This is a genomic window from Affinundibacterium flavidum (assembly GCF_014284175.1).
GTDB lineage: Bacteria > Pseudomonadota > Gammaproteobacteria > Burkholderiales > Burkholderiaceae_D > Undibacterium > Undibacterium flavidum.
In genome coordinates, this window is sequence record NZ_JACOGA010000023.1 from 16657 (window position 1) to 35456 (window position 18800).

14 protein-coding genes are annotated in these 18800 nt (G+C 45.8%); 7 read left to right on the top strand and 7 right to left on the bottom strand.

Annotated elements, in window-relative coordinates:
* Positions 1–24: 24 nt before the first annotated feature.
* From H8K55_RS19360 to H8K55_RS19375, 4 genes are all read right to left on the bottom strand, one after another.
* Complete coding sequence (locus H8K55_RS19360; protein WP_186943720.1) at positions 25–537, bottom strand: TPM domain-containing protein; 513 nt, start codon at positions 535–537, stop codon at positions 25–27.
* Entirely contained in the window at positions 537–1460 is a 924-nt protein-coding gene (locus H8K55_RS19365) for a TPM domain-containing protein (RefSeq protein WP_186943721.1), read from the bottom strand. The genes H8K55_RS19360 and H8K55_RS19365 overlap by 1 nt, the downstream gene beginning before the upstream one ends.
* Positions 1460–2047 carry a LemA family protein gene (locus H8K55_RS19370; RefSeq protein WP_186943722.1) on the bottom strand — a complete coding sequence of 196 codons (588 nt, stop codon included), beginning with the start codon at positions 2045–2047 and terminating at the stop codon, positions 1460–1462. Before H8K55_RS19370 ends, H8K55_RS19365 begins: the two co-directional genes overlap by 1 nt.
* A gap of 88 nt (positions 2048–2135) precedes the next feature.
* On the bottom strand, positions 2136–2591 hold the full coding sequence (locus H8K55_RS19375; RefSeq protein WP_186943723.1) for a NanQ anomerase/TabA/YiaL family protein: 456 nt from the start codon (positions 2589–2591) through the stop codon (positions 2136–2138).
* A 254-nt stretch (positions 2592–2845) separates the two neighbouring features.
* Here H8K55_RS19375 and nhaD point away from each other — a divergent pair, with 254 nt between their 5' ends.
* On the top strand, positions 2846–4132 hold the full coding sequence (gene nhaD, locus H8K55_RS19380) for a sodium:proton antiporter NhaD (RefSeq protein WP_186943724.1): 1287 nt from the start codon (positions 2846–2848) through the stop codon (positions 4130–4132).
* Between the two features lie 17 nt (positions 4133–4149).
* Here the strand turns inward: nhaD and H8K55_RS19385 are convergent, their stop codons facing one another.
* Positions 4150–4482 (bottom strand): DUF3579 domain-containing protein, encoded by a 333-nt coding sequence (locus H8K55_RS19385; RefSeq protein WP_186943725.1) that lies wholly within the window; start codon positions 4480–4482, stop codon positions 4150–4152.
* Between the two features lie 476 nt (positions 4483–4958).
* On the opposite strand from H8K55_RS19385, the gene H8K55_RS19390 reads away from it, so the two are divergent.
* The 4 genes from H8K55_RS19390 to H8K55_RS19405 all read left to right on the top strand — a co-directional run bounded on the left by H8K55_RS19390 (position 4959) and on the right by H8K55_RS19405 (position 11968).
* A complete protein-coding gene (locus H8K55_RS19390) occupies positions 4959–6434 on the top strand; it encodes a M20/M25/M40 family metallo-hydrolase (protein WP_222612547.1) in 1476 nt (491 codons plus the stop codon).
* Positions 6435–7541: 1107 nt separating this feature from the next.
* On the top strand, positions 7542–10175 hold the full coding sequence (locus tag H8K55_RS19395) for a TonB-dependent receptor (protein WP_186943726.1): 2634 nt from the start codon (positions 7542–7544) through the stop codon (positions 10173–10175).
* Positions 10176–10369: 194 nt separating this feature from the next.
* Positions 10370–11146, top strand: coding sequence for a hypothetical protein (locus H8K55_RS19400; RefSeq protein ID WP_186943727.1), 777 nt, complete (start codon positions 10370–10372; stop codon positions 11144–11146).
* 30 nt (positions 11147–11176) lie between these two features.
* Positions 11177–11968 (top strand): helix-turn-helix domain-containing protein, encoded by a 792-nt coding sequence (locus tag H8K55_RS19405; protein WP_230408727.1) that lies wholly within the window; start codon positions 11177–11179, stop codon positions 11966–11968.
* On the opposite strand, the gene H8K55_RS19410 is transcribed toward H8K55_RS19405, so the two are convergent.
* Both H8K55_RS19410 and hutC read right to left on the bottom strand, forming a co-directional pair.
* A complete protein-coding gene (locus H8K55_RS19410) occupies positions 11941–14229 on the bottom strand; it encodes a patatin-like phospholipase family protein (RefSeq protein WP_186943728.1) in 2289 nt (762 codons plus the stop codon). The two genes, H8K55_RS19405 and H8K55_RS19410, sit on opposite strands and share 28 nt — an antisense overlap.
* Positions 14230–14345: 116 nt before the next feature.
* Complete coding sequence (gene hutC, locus H8K55_RS19415) at positions 14346–15056, bottom strand: histidine utilization repressor (protein WP_186943729.1); 711 nt, start codon at positions 15054–15056, stop codon at positions 14346–14348.
* A 247-nt stretch (positions 15057–15303) separates the two neighbouring features.
* On the opposite strand from hutC, the gene hutU reads away from it, so the two are divergent.
* Together hutU and hutH are read left to right on the top strand one after the other, a co-directional pair.
* Positions 15304–16995 carry a urocanate hydratase gene (gene hutU / locus H8K55_RS19420; protein WP_186943730.1) on the top strand — a complete coding sequence of 564 codons (1692 nt, stop codon included), beginning with the start codon at positions 15304–15306 and terminating at the stop codon, positions 16993–16995.
* Positions 16996–17163: 168 nt separating this feature from the next.
* Positions 17164–18705: a histidine ammonia-lyase gene (gene hutH / locus H8K55_RS19425; RefSeq protein WP_186943731.1), complete on the top strand. Its 1542-nt coding sequence runs from the start codon at positions 17164–17166 to the stop codon at positions 18703–18705.
* Positions 18706–18800 lie beyond the last annotated feature (95 nt).

Below are 18800 nucleotides of genomic sequence, written 5' to 3' on the forward strand. Positions count from 1 at the left end.
TGGCAAGGCTAATTAATTATTGCCTTAAGGAATGAAAATTAGCTCGTTACTTAATTCGTCAGGATTCGTATCAGTGTCTTGAATCGGATAGTGTTGACGCAACAAATTTCCTAAGTCTTGCAAGGCTTGATGCAAACCATCATGAATGTGATCGGCACCTAACTGTGTTTGCAATTGCGTGCATATGCGATCCCATTCTACTTGCTCCACCAGCTTGGCAATACCTCGATCTGCGACGATTTCTATCTTTCTCTCGGATAGCAATAGGTAGAGCAAGATGCCAGAATTTTCTTCCGTATCCCAGACACGCAAATCAGAAAACCACGATATCGCGCGTTGTCGTGCCGAGACGTGCTTAAGTATCAAAGTGATGGGTAGCTGCGTCTCTACGACTAGGCGGATTTCACCGCGATGCCCAATTTCAGCCGCGCCGATTTGTTGGCTTAATACCGTCCTGTGCTGCGATGTGAAATGTTGGCGATACGGATTACGCAAGAGTAAGGAACGCAAATTTTGCCAAAGTCGATTATTTTTCATCACCAATCTCCCGAGGCACCACCGCCACCAAAATCGCCGCCACCGCCGCTAAAACCGTCGTTACTGCTATGGCTACCGCCACCACTGCCACCACCAAAGCCACCAGCTGCACCACTTTGCAATATGGCTCCGGCAATATCCCAAAATAGTCTGCTGGCGAGCAGGCTGTAAATGAATACCATCAGCGCGCCAGCCAATAAGGCCATTAACAATGGTGTGCCGCCTAGCAAAGCCGCTGCTGCACTACCGGCAGCTAGCCCGCCACGTCCTAGCCAAGGTCCCATGATTTTACTGAGAATCATGCCCGCGACTAATAAGCCCAACCAGACCAATGGATGCAAGCCAAAGATATGAAAATCGTCCGCGTAATTCGCTGAGTGTCCTTGATTAGACGTTGGCGCTGGAGCTGGCAGTGGTTCGCCTTCAATCACCGCGCTGATTTTGTCTATACCGACGTTGATGCCGCCGTAGAAATCATTTTGCTTAAATGCCGGACGTATAAATTCACGAATAATCCTCGAGCTGGTGACGTCAGTTAATGCGCCTTCCAAACCACGCCCAACTTCGATGCGTACCCGTTTATCGTTTTTGGCGATGAGCAGTAAAACACCATCCGCAATTTTGGTGCGCCCCAATTTCCATTCGTCTACGACACGAATAGAAAATTGTTCTATGCCTTCTTCACCCGTGGTCGGTAGCATTAACACGGCGATTTGACTGCCCTTGGTTTTCTCCAATGCTTCCAGTTTTTTCGCCAGCGCCTCGGTTTGTTCGGGCGTCAGTGTTTGCGTTAAATCGGTGATGCGATGACTTAATTTGGGGATCGCGATTTGCTCGGCGTATGCACTACTACTGCTGATGATCAGGCATAGTGGCAGTAGGAGTGCATAACAAAAGAGCGTGAAGGATTTCACGATGCGCATTATTTTTTACCGAAATCGACTTTAGGTGCGGTAGAAATAGCTTTTTCGTTGTCGACTGAAAAGTTAGGTTTGACATCCATACCAAACATTTTTGCAGTTAAATTGCTAGGGAAAGAACGCACTGTCACGTTATAGGATTTGACATCCTGAATGTAGCGATTACGCGCAACGGTGATGCGATTTTCTGTTCCTTCTAATTGTGCTGATAAGTCACGGAAATTGTCATTTGCTTTGAGAGCAGGATAATTTTCTGAAATCATCATTAAGCGTGATAACGCAGAAGTCATACCTGCTTGTGCTTCTTGGAATTTTTTCAAAGCTTCAGGGTCTTTCGCTAATTCTGGCGTCATTTGTATGCTGCCTACTTTGGAGCGCGCCTCTGTTACGCCAAGTAAGACTTCTTTTTCATGACTAGCGTAACCTTGTACGACCTGCACCAGATTTGGCACCAAATCCGCACGGCGTTGGTACTGATTTAATACTTCTGACCAGGATGATTTCACGGTTTCATCTTGGGTTTGTAAAGTGTTGTAACCACAACCGCTTAAACTTGTAGCCAATACAGCGATGAATAACAAGCGCTTCATAACGATCACTCCTAAATATGAGAAATAAGACATAAGAAAAATAAAGAACCCGCGCAGCTTACTCCAAGTGCTTAGAAAAAATCTTCGGTTATTTGGCCAATATTTTGATCACGACTTTTTTGATGTGCATGGGGGCATGCAAAGCACGGCAAGGACGATGCAATTCACCTGGAAAAAATACCGCATACATACCCGGCGTTAATACGATACGTGTCTCATTCGCTTGCGGCGCGACAAAGGCGATATCGCGTTCTTCTAGAAGATCATCAATGGGAAGTAAGCTTGCGTTCGCGGGAAGAAATCCCAACACTTCTTCACCTGCCAAAAGATATTGGACATCGATGTGACGCGCATGATATTCAGGTCGACCAGTTTCCCAGTCTTGGGTCAGCGGATCTTGCACAAGCGCGAACATACGTTCTGCGTCAATTGGATATTTCCCAGGTGCGATATTGGTGTAGTCGGTGTCGCGCAAGTGTTGCAGCGCGGCCTCAATCATAGCTGGAAGGTTAGTGTTGGTTTGATGTAGATGACCGATCAACATAGAGGTCTCATGCTATTCATGTAAAAGTGGGATAGGGTGCCTGTAAGTCGAGTATCGTCGCATTTAGCTTGAATGCTGACATCAAGGGCCAGTTCATTTGATCATTATGGCAGAAATCATCATTGAGGCAAAAATAGAAAATTGAACGTGAAAAATCAGACGCACTAGATAGTTTATTGTAAAGTAAGCGTTTATATTTTCCTTGCTATTGTCATCGTTGTTGTTATCGCTGTTTTTTCAAAGGGTTTGATTCTATGTTGAGCGCACTCGTTATTGTTTTTGTTCTTACTTATGTCGCGATTGCGCTAGAGCACCCTCTGAAAGTCAACAAGTCCGCATCTGCTTTGATTGGTGCCGGTTTGCTATGGACAATTTATTCCTTATCGACAAATGATACACAGCAAGTAGTATCGCAATTGAGTGAATCCCTGATGGGAACCGCGCAGATTGTATTCTTCTTGATGGGCGCGATGACGATCGTAGAGGTCGTGGATGCTCACAATGGATTTGAAGTGATTACCTCACGCATTAAAACAGCGCGATTATCGAGTTTGATGTGGTTAGTGGGCTTTGTGACTTTTTTCCTCAGTTCGATTCTGGACAATCTGACGACGACTATCGTGATGATTTCTTTGATGAAAAAATTGTTGGCGCAACGTGAAGATCGTTTGTATTTTGCGGGTGTGATCGTGATCGCTGCCAATGCAGGTGGTGCCTGGACGCCGATTGGTGATGTTACTACTACGATGCTGTGGATAGGCGGGCAAATTACGGCAATTGAAATCATGAAGGGATTGTTTATCCCCAGCATGATTAATTTGTTGGTGCCTTTGGCAGTGACTGGCTGGGTACTGGGAAAACGTCCTGTGATTGCGCCACAAAGTAATGACGATGGACATGCTCAGACGAGTATTTTTGAACGCAATTGCATGTTCTATTTGGGGCTGGCAATTTTGGTTTTGGTGCCCGCATTTAAGACCTGGACACATTTGCCTCCGTTCATGGGTATATTGTTTGGGCTCGGTATTTTATGGATGGTGGGTGATTTGATTCATAAAGAAAAGCAGGATGAACAAAAAGAGCATCTGACTTTGGTGCGGGCATTAACGCGTATCGACATGAGTTCTATTGTCTTTTTTGTGGGTATTTTATTGTCGGTGGCAATACTCGAGCACACACATATTTTGCAATCTCTGGCGACTTGGCTAGATCACGCGGTGGGTCGTCAAGATGTGATTGTGATGTTGATTGGTTTGGCCAGTGCGGTAGTGGATAATGTTCCCCTAGTTGCGGCATCGATGGGAATGTATAGCTTGACCCAATACCCGGCGGATAGTTTTCTGTGGGAATTTATGGCGTATTGCGCGGGAACTGGCGGCTCCATCCTTATCATAGGGTCGGCTTCGGGCGTCGCCGCAATGGGTTTGGAGAAGATTAATTTCTTTTGGTATATGCGAAAAATCTCTGGGCTTGCTTTGATTGGCTATATTGCGGGGGCATTCGCCTACATCGCCCAATATGCTTTGTTGCACGCAACTTGAGCGTACGCAAAATACGACTAAGTGTTTGGTGGATCCGGCAATAAACATGCATCGACAATTTGTAAATCATTGTCTTTGGCAAAACTCATTACAAAATGAAATGCTAGTGGTTCGATTTCGCGCAAGGCCTCATTCACGACTACTGAGCGAACCCCGTTTAGTAAAATAGGGCGCACATAAGGGGAGTATTGCAGATGCGCATTGCGACCACCTTCGGGACGAAAGCATGACATGGCGCCGCACAGACGCTCAGCCCAGTCACTAGGACGGAACTGTTTACCATCGCTGGTGAGTCCTTGGATAAAGAACTCACTAGTAGGCGTCGAAGCTTGCTTGGCTGTATCGGTCATGTGGTTCGCGGGCAAAGACAGCATGAATGCATAGTAGAAAATTCAGGCGGAATTGAGATAAATTCCAGGTAAATTCCAGCGTTTGACGATTGAGTACAAATACGGAAGTCTTTAGTGATTGTACGATTGTTGATCTAAGGCCTTATTTTACCCTACCTATGTATTATATCTTATAGAAGACTTGAACTAAAACCTAAGCTGTAAAATTTCTTTAATGCAATGAAGCTAAGTATAGACGATATTTGTTTCCTGTAAAGTTTGCAAATGTATGCGTGTGTTTGAATAAAAATACTGTTTTATTTCAATGACTTATGATCGTACTTTGACTTTTTGTGAATGCTGTTTTGCAAAGTATTTTTGGTTTTATCGTCAATAGATGATGGAACTTTGTGCTTGCTCACTTGTCTCTCTAGCATGCCGATTTCTGCGGCATCTTTGTTTTGCATCATAAGAAAAACATTTAATAAGGGAAAAGCATGTCTAATCGCAAAGAATTAAAAAGATTAACGAAAACCGCTATGGGATTGCTCGTCGCAACAGTTTTGGGTGCTGTTTTTAGCTCGACGATGGCATTTGCAGCAGCTGCAAGTGATAAAACCACGACTGCCTCAGTATTTACTGAAAAGGAAATGCAAACTGCGGCCTGGATACGTGACGCTGCACGCAGTGATAACCTGAGCTACAAGATTTTGGAATCCTTGACCACCGAAGTGGGGCCAAGGATGGCTGGTAGCCCTGGCGATGCGCGTGCGGTTGCGTGGGCAGAAGCTAAATTTAGAGAATTGGGCTTTGATAAAGTATGGAAAGAGCCTGTGAGTTTTCCAAGCTGGAAGCGCGGTCATGAAAAAGCTGAAATTGTGGCGCCATTTCCTCAGCCTTTGCTGATTACCGCTTTGGGTAATAGTGTTGCGACTCCTGCAGAAGGTTTGACCGCCGATTTGGTGGAGTTTGCGAGCTTGAAAGAATTATCCTTGGCACCGGCCGATAAAGTGCGTGGAAAAATAGTCTTTATTAATCATAAGATGCAAAGTTCGAATGATTATGGATTAGTAGTACCAGGACGTTCAGCGGGGGCTTCTGAGGCGGCGCGTAAAGGGGCGGTTGCGATCGTGATTCGTTCAGTGGGTACGGACAGCCATCGTTTTCCACATACGGGCGTGATGCGCTATGAAGATGGTGTGGCACAAATTCCTGCGGCTGCCATGTCCAATTCAGATGCTGATATGGTGGCGCGTATGATCAAGCGCGGCAAACCAGTCTCATTAAAATTAGATATCGGTGCTGCAGCGACTGGCTCATACACCTCGTATAACGTGATCGGTGAAATCACAGGCTCTGAATTGCCGAACGAATATGTATTGATTGGCGGACATTTAGATTCATGGGATCTGGGCACGGGCGCAATTGATGATGGCGCTGGATGTGCAATCTCGATGGCAGCAGCAGAATTTATCAAGCGTAATGGGATTAAACCGAAGCGCAGTATTCGCGTGGTTTTATTTGCGAACGAAGAGCAAGGCTTATTTGGCGGCAAGGCATACTTAGCTGCGCATCAAGCGCAAATCCCGCAAATTCAAGCTGCCGCTGAAGCTGATTTAGGTCAAGGCCCCGTCACTAAAATGTCGTCATTTGTGCGCACTGAGGCCTTGCCTTTGGTCAAGCAAATGCATACGGTGTTGGCGCCATTAGGCATTGAGCCTGGCGACAATAATGCCTTTCCTGGACCGGACATGGGTGACTTACGTGTAGCTGGTGCAGCGAGTTTTGGCCTTTCCTTGAAAGCGGATGACTATTTTGATTTGCACCATACGCCTGACGATACTTTCGACAAGATAGAACCTGCCAGAATTAATCAGGCTGCTGCAACCTACGCAGTGTTTGCCTGGATGGCGGCGCAAGCGCCTTTGCATTTTGGATCTGGTCCAGAGTTGGCGAAAACAATGAAGAAGTAATTTGGTTTAAGCGACAAATTTAGGTGAGTCGCTGATCCCGTAAAAAAGCATCGTGACCCGATTACGATGCTTTTTTTTGCCTATTAAAACGCCGTTGATTTAAAGATTAATTGGCAATCGCCGGTGCGAGGACTAGCACAATAATGTTAGTGCCAAGGTCACACTAGCAATGAATCTCAGGTGTTTGAAACCGGCCGCTTCCATTGCCGCACCTAGCGCAAACGAGAAAACCAATTGCAAGTGCAAACGCAGTTTTTAGCACTCACCAAAACCTTCACCTCCACATTGTGTTGGTGATTGTGATTCCAATACAGCATTTTTCTTATTTCTCTACCTATGTCAGTCACTAGACCGGTTACTTGGGTAGTTTGAATTTCTGCATTTGAAATTTTGACGATGAACGCATTTTTGTAGAATCGTCATGTAGTACATCACTTTGCGTCAAGTTTGAATTAGTAAATATTTGCCAATTTAAAAATAAAGCTTATTTTAAAAAAGTCAATATTTTGTTGATATTTCTGTTGCTACATTGTTTTATGCGGGTTTTGGAGGTGAAATGCCAAATGAATACCTTTTTCTTAAATGGTATGTTGGATTGAGTCAACAGACCAAATCCAATATTTTACTATTATATTTTTCTTTAATCATTTAAAAACAATGACTTATAACTTATTTTTTGACGCTATATCTAATACCATTTGTGCGCTTACGATTGCCTCGATTAAATACATGTAATACCACATAGATACCGCTTGACAATTGGTATTGACAAATTTAAAGTGAAGACTCTTCGAAAATTCATGTGTTTGCTCTGCATTTGATCTCGGATTTGGAGATGTGATGTAGTCAATATTCCTGTGGGGGGAAGTTTCCGAAGGCGCATTAGCAGGTTGTAGTTTTGGGTAGTTGCGCTGAGTTTTATTAAGCGTTACTTCTTTACTTCAAACACTTGTTTCGTTTTCTTGATCAAGCATTTTCATGAAAACGGAACAAGTGCTTGGGTCTGTCTCATATCGTAGTAAATCGCGCAAAGCGGATTTTTCTTGGAAAAGTTAGCCGAGCATTACATGTCTTGAAGGTTTTTTTGGAAAGTCTTGGGGGAAATAAATGAAAAGTAATTTGAAGCCGGGTTTGACGCCTATCGCAGCAGCAGTTTCTGTTTTGGTGATGACAGTTGCGATGTCCGCACAAGCCCAGCAAGTGGATGCAAAAAAGGATGAAGCACAGCAAGTGACTGTGACGGGTATCCGTGGTGCATTGCAAAGCGCTGTTAACATCAAACGTAATTCGAATTCTGTTGTGGATGCAGTGTCCGCGGAGGATGTAGGTAAGTTGCCAGACACCGACGTTGGCGAATCTTTGGGACGTATTCCTGGCGTGACAGTTGGTCGTGCATTTGGTCAAGGCGCTTCTGTATCTGTGCGTGGTTCTGATCCACAAATGACTTACACTACATTGAACGGACAAACTGTTGCGTCTACCGGTTGGTACGATCAACAAGCTTTAGATCGTTCTTTCAACTACTCCTTATTGCCATCTGAATTGATTGGCGGTATGGACGTTTATAAATCATCTCAAGCAGATTTAACTGAAGGCGGTATCGGTGGTACGGTCATCGTCAAAACCCGCAAACCATTGGATTTAAAATCAGGTTCTGCTTATGTTGGTGTAAAAGCCGGCAAAGGAAGTGTCAGCGATAAAGTGTCGACTGATATCTCCGGTATGTTCAGTTGGAAAAACGATGCAAATACTTTTGGTATTTTGGTTGCTGGTGCGAATGAAAAGGGTGACTATATCCGTCGCGGTGTTGAGTCCGATTCTCGCTGGTCTGCTGACGTGGCGCCAACAACATTTGTACAAGATCGTAAACGTTCAGCATTGAATATCAATTTGCAAGCGCGTCCGGTTCAAGGCTTGGATTTAGGTTTGAACTATATGAAGTTGGAACTTGATGCGGATAACTCCAATACAAGCCACTACATTTTCCATGATCCAAACTGTACACAACGTAACACCAGTGTGAAATCTGATTTCAACCCAGATGGCGTTTGTTTGGCGAGTAATACTAGTGCAGCGAAAGCGACGAATGCCTTCCTGCAAACTTGGGCACGTCAAGGCAAGATGACTTCTGATAGTTTCACTTTGAATGGGACTTACAAAGGCGCAGGCTTCAAGCTTGACGCAGTTGCAGGTACAACCAAAGCGGATGGCGGTACGTCAATAACAACCAACTATCAATACTCTGGTGGTAATTTGCCGAAATGGACAGGCACAATAGATGCTACAGGTAAGCAAATCGTAATTGTTCCAGGCTCGAGTCAAAATGTTGCGGTCTCGAATTTGCCAGCAACTATAGGTCCTGCTGGTTCTTGGGCGACATCACGTGGTCCAAACGCCGATAAAGAAAATTTTGCACAAGCTGATTTGACCTTAAATGTGGATTGGGGCGCGATCAGTTCTTTCAAAACTGGATTCAGAGCGTCAAATCATACTTTCCAAAAAGCGACTGACCGCGCAGTGTTTACTACAACTGCGAAAGAAGCTGCGACGTCCAGTTTGTATGATGGCACGATGGCGATGGGAACCTTGGGTTGGGTTTCACCACGTCCAGATATTGCAGCAATGATGGCAAATACGAATCAAAATATTACAGGCTGGATTGAACAGCGCGGTGGCTATGGTAAGTTGAAAGAAGACAATACTGCCTTGTACGGTATGTTCAATTTTGAACAAGATAAATGGCACGGTAACTTCGGTTTACGTTACATCAGCTCTGACGTTACGGCAGAAGGTTACAAGTTGGATGGTACCGCGGTAGCGGCTGGTGATATCGCACAAAATGCAGGTTGGGGTCGTGCTAAGAAAACTGAAACTGCCACTTACAACGACGTATTGCCAAGCTTGAATCTGGCTTACGATGTCAATAACAGCGTAATTTTCCGTGCGACTGCAGCGCAAACAATCACACGTCCAAATTATGAAAACATGTTCATTGCAACACAATCTGGTTTCCAAGATACTGTTGCTGGCAATGAGACAGTGAGTTTTGGTAGTGCTGGTTTGAAACCAATGAAGTCAACACAGTTTGATCTGGGCTTGGAATACTACTACGGCAAGGGTGATTTGGTGTCGTTGATGTTCTTCCATAAAGACATCAATAACTTCATCACAACTGCAACCAAAGTCAATCAAAGCATCGGTGTAGTCAGCCCTGATAGTAAGAAAGATAGCTGGACTGTGAATCAATACATCAATGCAGGTGGCGGTAAGATTGATGGTATTGAAGCGCAAATCAACCATTCTTTTGATAATGGCTTTGGCGTAGTAGCTAACTACACTTTGTCAAATGCAAAAGCGCCATCGACTAGCTATCAAGATCAGTTGAATGTCTTTACTTTGTCGTCTAAGCACAATGCAAACTTGGTTGGCTACTGGGAAAGTGAAACCTTCTCTGCACGTTTGGCGTACAACTGGCGTTCTAAGTACATGGTACGTGAAACTGGCTGGTACGGTAATCGTATGCATGATGCGTATGGCACATTGGATGCAAGCTTTGGCTGGAACATCAACAAGAATCTTCGCCTCGCATTTGAAGCGACTAACTTGTTGAAAGAGGACGACGTGCAATACGGTGCAGCAGCTGCGAACTCGACAGTAAAAGATCCACTCAAGATGGGCTACCCAGCATGGTCTTTCTTAGGTGAATCCGTGTACAGAATCACGCTTAGCGCGAAGTTCTGATAGTGTTAGTAGTCCTATCTGCTGATTGACTAGTCAGTAGATAGGTTTAAAGGAAAAGCCCCGAAGCTTCGCAACGGGGCTTTTTTGTTGTTGGAAATCGTTGTAGATGCTGATAATCTGATTCACTAAGCAAGTCGCCGTTGAAGGCTATCTATCAGTTACAATCGTTGTAATTTTTCTCAACTATTTTTAACATGTTTCGAGCAACGCGTATTTTCATTTTGCTGTTCATTTTGGCAGCGGTCAGTTATTCGGCTTATCGTGCCAGAATTCAATCAGTAGAGTGGAAATACACTCTGATGGTGAATGTTTATCCCATCAATGGAGATAGTAGCGAATTATCTGAGGCCTACATCAATAGCTTGAGTGTGAATGAGTACCAGTCGGTTGAAAAATTTATGCTGACGGCTGCAGAGCAATACGGCAAAAATCAACATGCTTCCATACAAATCCGTTTGCAAAATAAACTAAAGCAACGCCCACCAGCGCCGCCAGAAAATGCGAATATGTTGGAAGTGATGTGGTGGAGCTTACAGTTCAGATGGTGGGCCTATCGTCATGCGAAGGTGCAGGGGCCGGGAACGCAAGTCCGTTTGTTTTTGCAATACTTTGATCCGCAACAATTACAGGTACATCGTTCGACAGCCTTGCAAGAAGGCTTAATTGGACAAGTAAATGTTTTTGCCAGTACCGAGATGCGCGAAAAAAATAATGTCGTGATTGCGCACGAGTTTTTACATACCTTGGGTGCAACGGATAAATATAATTTGAATACTGATTTCCCGAGTTTTCCCGATGGCTATGCAGAACCAGAAAAGACCCCGTTACACCCTCAGCGTTATGCGGAGATTATGGGTGGACGTCTAGCTTTGACAGAATATGATGCGGTGATTCCAAGTCATTTAAACAAAGTAGTGATAGGCCCCAAAACCGCACGTGAAATTAATTTCTTACCTGCACTGTCCAAGTAGTAATTTGATTGAATTAAACAGGAGTGAAGCATGAGTTCTCCCGAAATGTTGTTAGAGGTTTTACGTACAGAATTGCGCCGAGTCGGCATGACATATAAGCAGCTCGCGCACCTGATCGATATGAGTGAGTCGAGTATCAAACGTATGTTCGGCCAAAAAGATATGACTCTGTCGCGGATGGCGCAGATTTGTAAGGTCTCTGATATTTCTTTGGAAGATGTATTGCGTCAAGCCGCCGATGTGACACCGCAAGCAGACAATCTCACGTTGTCGCAAGAGCGTGCTTTAATGGACAATCCCAAATTATTATTGGTAGCGATTTCTTGTCTTGGACATTGGACGTTTGAGCAAATTATTGAGACCTACACGTTGACCGAGGCCGAATGCATATTGTGTATGGTCGAGTTAGACAAACACGAATTGATAGAACTTAAACCCATGAATCGTTATCGCTTGCGGGTGTCACCAGCATTTCGATGGCGCGCGGATGGACCTATACAAGCATTCTTTAAAGAAGTTGTCGTTGCTGATTATTTTAATGGACGCTTTGATGGTGCTGGCGAAACCTTGATGTGCGTGCCAGCGCGTTTATCAAAAAATAGTGCACAAGAAATTCAACAAAAGATTCAGCAGCTCACTGCTGAAATCGCTCGTTTGCAACACGATGACCGTCGTCTTCCAGCGGAAGATAGAGATGGTTATACCTTGATGTTAGGCTTCCGCTCTTGGGAATTTTCTGCGTTTACTGCCTTACGCAGACCGACGACTATGGCCTCGACTAAAGGGCGAGTGGTTCACCAGATTGGCCCCAAGAATAGATAAAAAGTAGAACCGTTACCCTGCGTAGAGCCAGCACCAAAATACAAGGGGCCAAAGCGGGTATCGAAGGCGACAAAGGTACTACCAGCGCGTTTGATTTTGCTGAATTTAACCGCCTCGCCTTCGCCAAAACCGCCGCCTAATTCGGCAGAGAAACCAAGGCGTACAGCGCCGCCCAAGGCTGCTGGCATACTGCCTATACGGTGTGCCATGACAACCCGTCCAAGTGCCACGGTTTTGCTAGATAGCGAATCTGCCGGCGTACCAGATAAACGTAAAAATCCACCGAGCGACAGTGGTGCAAAACTGCCCTGTGATCTGGCCCATTCTCCATACACATGACCTGCCCATTCGCCGCGCTGAAATGCACTCATGGCGATGACAGAGGAATTCAATATTGCCTTCTTGGTGCTATCGGGTGCCAGTGCGCGTTCCCAATTCATGGTTAAGTAATTGCCACGGCTAGGGTAGGCCAATGAATCTAAAGTATCGACTCTGAAACGTAAGAATTGTGTCGATTGAAATACGCGCAAATCTGGTCCTTCGGCTTCGGGAAGCAAAGTTTTCACTTCTGCGCGTTCGCGTCGGAAACCTAATTGCACATCGCCCCAGTTGCCGATTTGATGACCAATAGGGAAATTAAAGGAAGTAGCCTTATAGCCTAGCCGCATCACTTTTCGACCTGATGAAAAGATATCTCCTGACAGCGAATCACTCTGTGCAGCAGGCGCAATAAACCACTCGCTACCCGCACCTAAAGGCTGAAAAAATTGAGCACCAAAAACACGGTCTGAACCAATTTTTCCAGCTAGGCGTAATTCACCGCCCCAGCTATTTTGTGAAGCGGCAACATGCATCGCGCCGAGTGAAAACTTATGTGTATCTTTGAAGTCGCTAGAAAGTTCCAATCCGACTCGCAAGCGGTTCTTACCCCAAACCGCCTCGTGCGTTTTGATCGTGACTTCTCGTTCATCTAGGCGATCATCAATCTCAACCTCAACATGATCAATGTCACCGCGGCCATACAGCTTGCCAGTCACTTGCATGATTTTTTCTTCGCTCGTGACTTCGCCGACTTTGATGCCAGATTGTTTGAGCAAAATTTCTGGATTGATGTTTTGCGAGCCTTGAATATCGATGCTCGTAATCTTCAGGCTAGTGTCTGGCGCATTACCTTCAGCCGTGCGTAATTGCTCGTAGCGCTGATAATCGGCGACTGATGTGCTTAATTGCGTGAGGCGACTCTCCATTTGACGAGTCGCAATGTCTCCCGCCAGCATGGCATTGTGATGTTCACTGAAATCTAGGAAATTGATACCGTTCAAATTCGGCGCAATCAAGACATCTTTCGGACGCAATTCTTTGAGTGAACGTTGGACGTTTTGTTCGGTCAAAATCTGTATCATTTGCTGGGCAACACTGATCGCACTGCCAAGCTCTTTTTCTTCAGCTAATGGCGTGCCAACATTCACTGCGATGACGACATCGGCGCCCATTTTCTTCGCCATATCAATCGGAAGATTTCTGACCAAGCCACCGTCGACTACCAGACGGTTATTGACGTGCACCGGTGCAAACATGCCGGGTACTGCTAACGACGCACGCATCGTGATGAACAGTGGTGTGTCGGTCAGTTCCACCATATCGCCTGTTACCAGATCGGAAGCCACAGAGCGAAATGGAATCGGTAAATGATTTACATGTTCGCTCTTCATGCCCGCAGGTAATAAGCGCGTTAAGGCTTGTTCCAGCGCTGCATTGCCTGCTGCAGAAGGTGGCAAGGCAATTCCTGAGCGTGTTACTGCAAATTCTATGCGCGAGGGCAGTACGACATCTTCTTCGCGTCTGCGGAAATCCAGTGCGTCGCGCGCAGGGCGATCCGCTAATACGTTTTCCCATGAAGTCGAGCGCACGATTGCTTCGATATCTTCGACCGAGCGTCCGGCAGCATATGCGCCACCGACGACCGCCCCCATACTGGTGCCGACCACGAAATCAATAGGGATGCGCATTTCTTTCAATACGCGTAACACGCCAATATGCGCAAAGCCGCGTGCGCCGCCACCAGATAAAACTAATGCGACCTTTGGTCGTTCTTTGATTGCTGGGACGTTTTCTTCCAGTTTTTGTGTTGGCTTGGCGTCTTGCTCTGGAATTTGATTCTGAGTTGAGGCGGGAAACTGTGCGTAGGCACTCGATGAAATGCAACAGACAATGGACAAACTAATGATTTGCAAATGCTGGGTAATCTTAGTGCTAAACATAGTTCTCACTCAGTGTCCTTCATTAATGTGCTTTGATTGATGTGCTTTGATCAATATGCTTTATTGCGTAATCATCAGACTGGGAAACGTCGTCGGCTTTTGAAGCCAAATTCAAATTAGAAGCTGCCGGTAAATTGATAACGCGCACCTGGATGCCACATAGTGACGATAGTGGCAATCTGGTTTTGTGAGCGAGTTTTTCTATGTAACACCAGACACACTTCTTTATTAGAAATATGCAGCATATCAGCGATATGTTTGGGTGGCATCACCGCTTCTATACTGTAATCAACGCCTTGCAGTGGCGCTACTGCCACCAAGTATTCATTCGGCGTAATGCTGGCAAAATCTTGACTTAAATAATCTTGCGCTAAAGCCGAATTGACCCAACGATCTTCGACCTGTATCGCGATCTCGTTTTCAAAGTGCACAATCACCGAATGGAATAAACGATAGCCGGGCTCCACCTGAAATTGCTGCGCTAGCGATTCGCTGGCTTCGACCTCAATCAACTCGTGAAGTTCACTGCGATGCGCATGTCCGCGCGAGCGAATTTCATCCGCAATGCTCTTAATCGCTACCAGCGTGGCCTGATATTTTTGCTGTGCGACGTAAGTGCCTGAACCTTGAATGCGATTCAGAATTTGTTCGCTCGTGAGTTCGCGTACGGCACGATTGACCGTCATACGCGAGACATTAAATTGTTGTGCTAACGCTGCTTCTGATGGAATTGCGTCGCCTTCTTTCCAGGTGCCAGCTTGAATTTCGCGTAGCAGAAAGTCTTTGATTGTTTGAAAAACAGGAGTGGCAGAGGGTGGAGCGATCATAGATAAGCCTGCATGCCCGAAGGCTGAATATTGGATAAAAGCAAATTTTTCATATTTTCGCACAGAATCAAAAAAAGTCGCTTGCAAAAGTTGTATATACAACTTAAACTGTGTGACATAGTAAGTTTCAATATCATTTTTGCGTGACGACAGCTAAGCTGAATCGTGTGACTTAACGATATGCGGTGATCAGGCAAAGATGCGTTTATATTTATTTATTTATTAATCGATTCTTGAGGAGATGGCTATGAATAATGATCCACGCTGGGATGCAAGTCGTGAAATCCGCGCACCACGCGGTGCTGAAAAGGTTTGTAAAACTTGGGTAGCTGAAGCGGCTTACCGCATGATTCAAAATAATCTCGACAAAGAAGTCGCAGAAAATCCTAAGCATTTAGTCGTGTACGGCGGCATCGGTCGCGCTGCACGTAATTGGGAATGCTATGACCAGATTTTGGCCAGCTTGAAAGATTTGGGCGAAGATGAAACTTTGCTGATTCAATCGGGTAAGCCAGTTGGTATTTTTAAAACCACTGAAGATTCTCCACGTGTCTTGATCGCCAATTCCAACCTAGTGCCGAAGTGGGCGAACTGGGAACACTTCAATGAACTAGACCGCAAAGGCTTGTTCATGTACGGTCAGATGACAGCCGGTAGCTGGATTTACATTGGCACCCAAGGTATCGTGCAAGGTACGTATGAGACTTTTGCCGAAGCAGGTCGTCAGCACTTCGGTGGCGATTGGGGCGGGCGCTGGATCTTGACCGCTGGCTTAGGTGGCATGGGTGGTGCGCAGCCATTAGCCGCCAGCTTTGCTGGCGCAGTGTCTTTGAATATCGAATGCCAACAATCAAGTATTGATTTCCGTTTGCGTACGCGTTACGTCGATAAGCAAGCAAAAGACATTGATGATGCGATCGAACTGATTAAATATCATACCGCACGTAAAGACGCGATTTCGATTGCTTTGCTGGGTAATGCTGCAGAAATTTTGCCAGAATTGGTGATGCGTGCGAAAGCGGGTGGCATCAAGCCGGACTTGGTTACAGATCAAACCTCTGCACATGATTTGATTAATGGCTACTTGCCTATCGGTTGGAGCGTTGAACAATGGAAGGCAGCGCAACATGATGCGAGCCAGCACGCGAAGTTAACCGCAGATGCAGCGCAAGCTTGTGCAGTACACGTACAGGCAATGTTGGATTTCCACGCGATGGGTATTCCTACCGTCGATTACGGCAATAATATTCGTCAGGTAGCATTTGATACAGGCGTTAAGAATGCTTTCGATTTCCCAGGTTTTGTGCCAGCGTACATCCGTCCTTTGTTTTGCGATGGTAAAGGTCCATTCCGCTGGGTGGCTTTGTCAGGTGATCCGGAAGACATTCGCAAGACCGATGCCAAGATTAAAGAATTATTCCCAGAGAATAAAGGCGTGCATAAATGGTTGGATATGGCGGGTGAGCGTATTGCCTTCCAAGGTTTGCCAGCACGTATTTGCTGGTTAGGTTTAGGTGAGCGTCATATTGCAGGTTTGGCCTTCAATGAGATGGTAAAAAACGGCGAGCTGAAGGCACCTATCGTCATTGGTCGTGATCACCTTGATACGGGTTCTGTTTCTAGTCCAAATCGTGAAACTGAAAGCATGAAAGATGGTACCGATGCGGTATCTGATTGGCCTTTGTTGAATGCATTATTAAATACAGCAGGCGGTGCGAGTTGGGTTTCCCTGCATCACGGCGGTGGTGTAGGTATGGGCTACTCGCAGCATTCAGGGATGGTGATTGTGGCCGATGGCACTGAAGCAGCTGCGAAGCGTTTGGCGCGTGTATTGGTCAACGATTGTGGCTCAGGTGTCATGCGTCATGCCGATGCCGGTTACGAACAAGCTGTGGCATGTGCTAAGCGTAATGGCTTGCAATTGCCGATGATTAAGTAAATTTCGTTGAATTGAATAGTTAAAACCCCTCAACGCCGAGACGCGGAGACGCAGAGGAGCGCAGAGAAAAGCATGTGTATTTTTGCTTCTACGCTTCCTCTTTTCTCGAATTTCTCTGCGACTCTGCGTCTCGGCGTTGAGGGGTTTTGAAAAAATAGAGGATAAGATATGAGCACAATTTTCACCATCCAACCAGGTCAATTCAAACTCGCTGACTTACGCGCGATCTGGCAAAAACCATTTAAATTAGCCTTGGCAGAATCTGCCTATGCCGCGATCAATGAATCTTCTGCAACCATCGATCGTATCGTCGCTAAAGGTGATGCTGCTTATGGTATCAATACCGGTTTTGGTAAACTCGCGAAGACACGTATTCCAGACGAAGATTTAGAATTGCTGCAAAAGAATTTGATCTTGTCGCATTCAGTCGGTTCAGGTGAATTGATTGCTGACGAAGTCGTGCGCTTGATTATTGCGATGAAGATCGCGAGTTTGGCACGTGGTTTTTCGGGCATTCGCGCATCCGTGATCGATACCATGATCGCTGCCTATAACGCGGGTATCATGCCAGCTATTCCAGTCAAGGGCTCAGTCGGTGCGTCTGGCGATTTAGCACCTTTGTCGCACATGACTTTAGCGATCATGGGTGAAGGTCAGGTACGCGTTGACGGTAAGATGGTTGATGCCAAAGCGGCGTTGGCTCAAGCTGGCATCACACCAGTCGTATTAGCGGCGAAAGAAGGTTTGGCGCTGATCAACGGTACACAAGTGTCAACTGCGTTAGCATTGAATGGTTTGTTCCTGGCTGAGCGTTTATTGGAAGCGGCAACGATCACAGGTGCCTTGTCCGTAGATGCAGCGAAGGGCAGTGATGCACCGTTTGATCCGCGTATTCACGCAGTGCGTGGTCAGCCTGGTCAAATTGCGACCGCGAATATTTATCGCACGCTGTTGAATGGCAGTGAAATCCGTCAATCGCATTTGGTCAATGATGAACGTGTGCAAGATCCATACTGCTTGCGTTGTCAGCCGCAAGTAATGGGTGCGTGCTTAGATATCATCAATAATGCCGCACGTACTTTGCTGACTGAAGCGAATGCGGTGACCGATAATCCTTTGGTGTTTGTCGATACGAATGAAGTGATTTCTGGCGGTAATTTCCATGCCGAGCCAGTTGCTTTTGCCGCCGATACTTTGGCTTTGGCAATTGCAGAAATCGGTTCTATTTCTGAACGTCGTATCGCCTTGCTGATTGATGCTTCTATCTCTGGTTTACCGCCGTTCTTAGTGCCATCATCTGGTTTGAATTCTGGCTTTATGATTGCACACGTGACAGCAGCAGCCTTGGCATCCGAAAATAAATCGCACGCACATCCAGCTAGTGTCGATACGATTCCAACTTCAGCTAATCAAGAAGATCACGTCAGTATGGCAACGTTTGCAGGCCGTCGTCTGCACGAAATGGCGCATAATACCGCTACCATTGTCGGTATAGAATTATTAGCAGCAGCACAGGGGGTGGACTTCCATCAGCCTTTGAAAACGTCGGACAAATTAACGACAGTGCACCAGTTGCTGCGGTCTAAAGTCGCGTTCTACGACAAAGATCGTTTCTTTGCGCCAGACATTGAAGCAGCGAAATCCTTAGTGGTTGACGGTGCTTTGAGCGCACAATGTGCAGATCTGTATTCGCATTTGTATTTGGCTTAAGTTGCGGCATAGTTGTAGCTTAGTTGTAGCGTAGTTGCAGCACAAGTTGTAGTGTTTTTTGCCGCAGAGGCGCAGACTATGCAGAGAAATTTTTT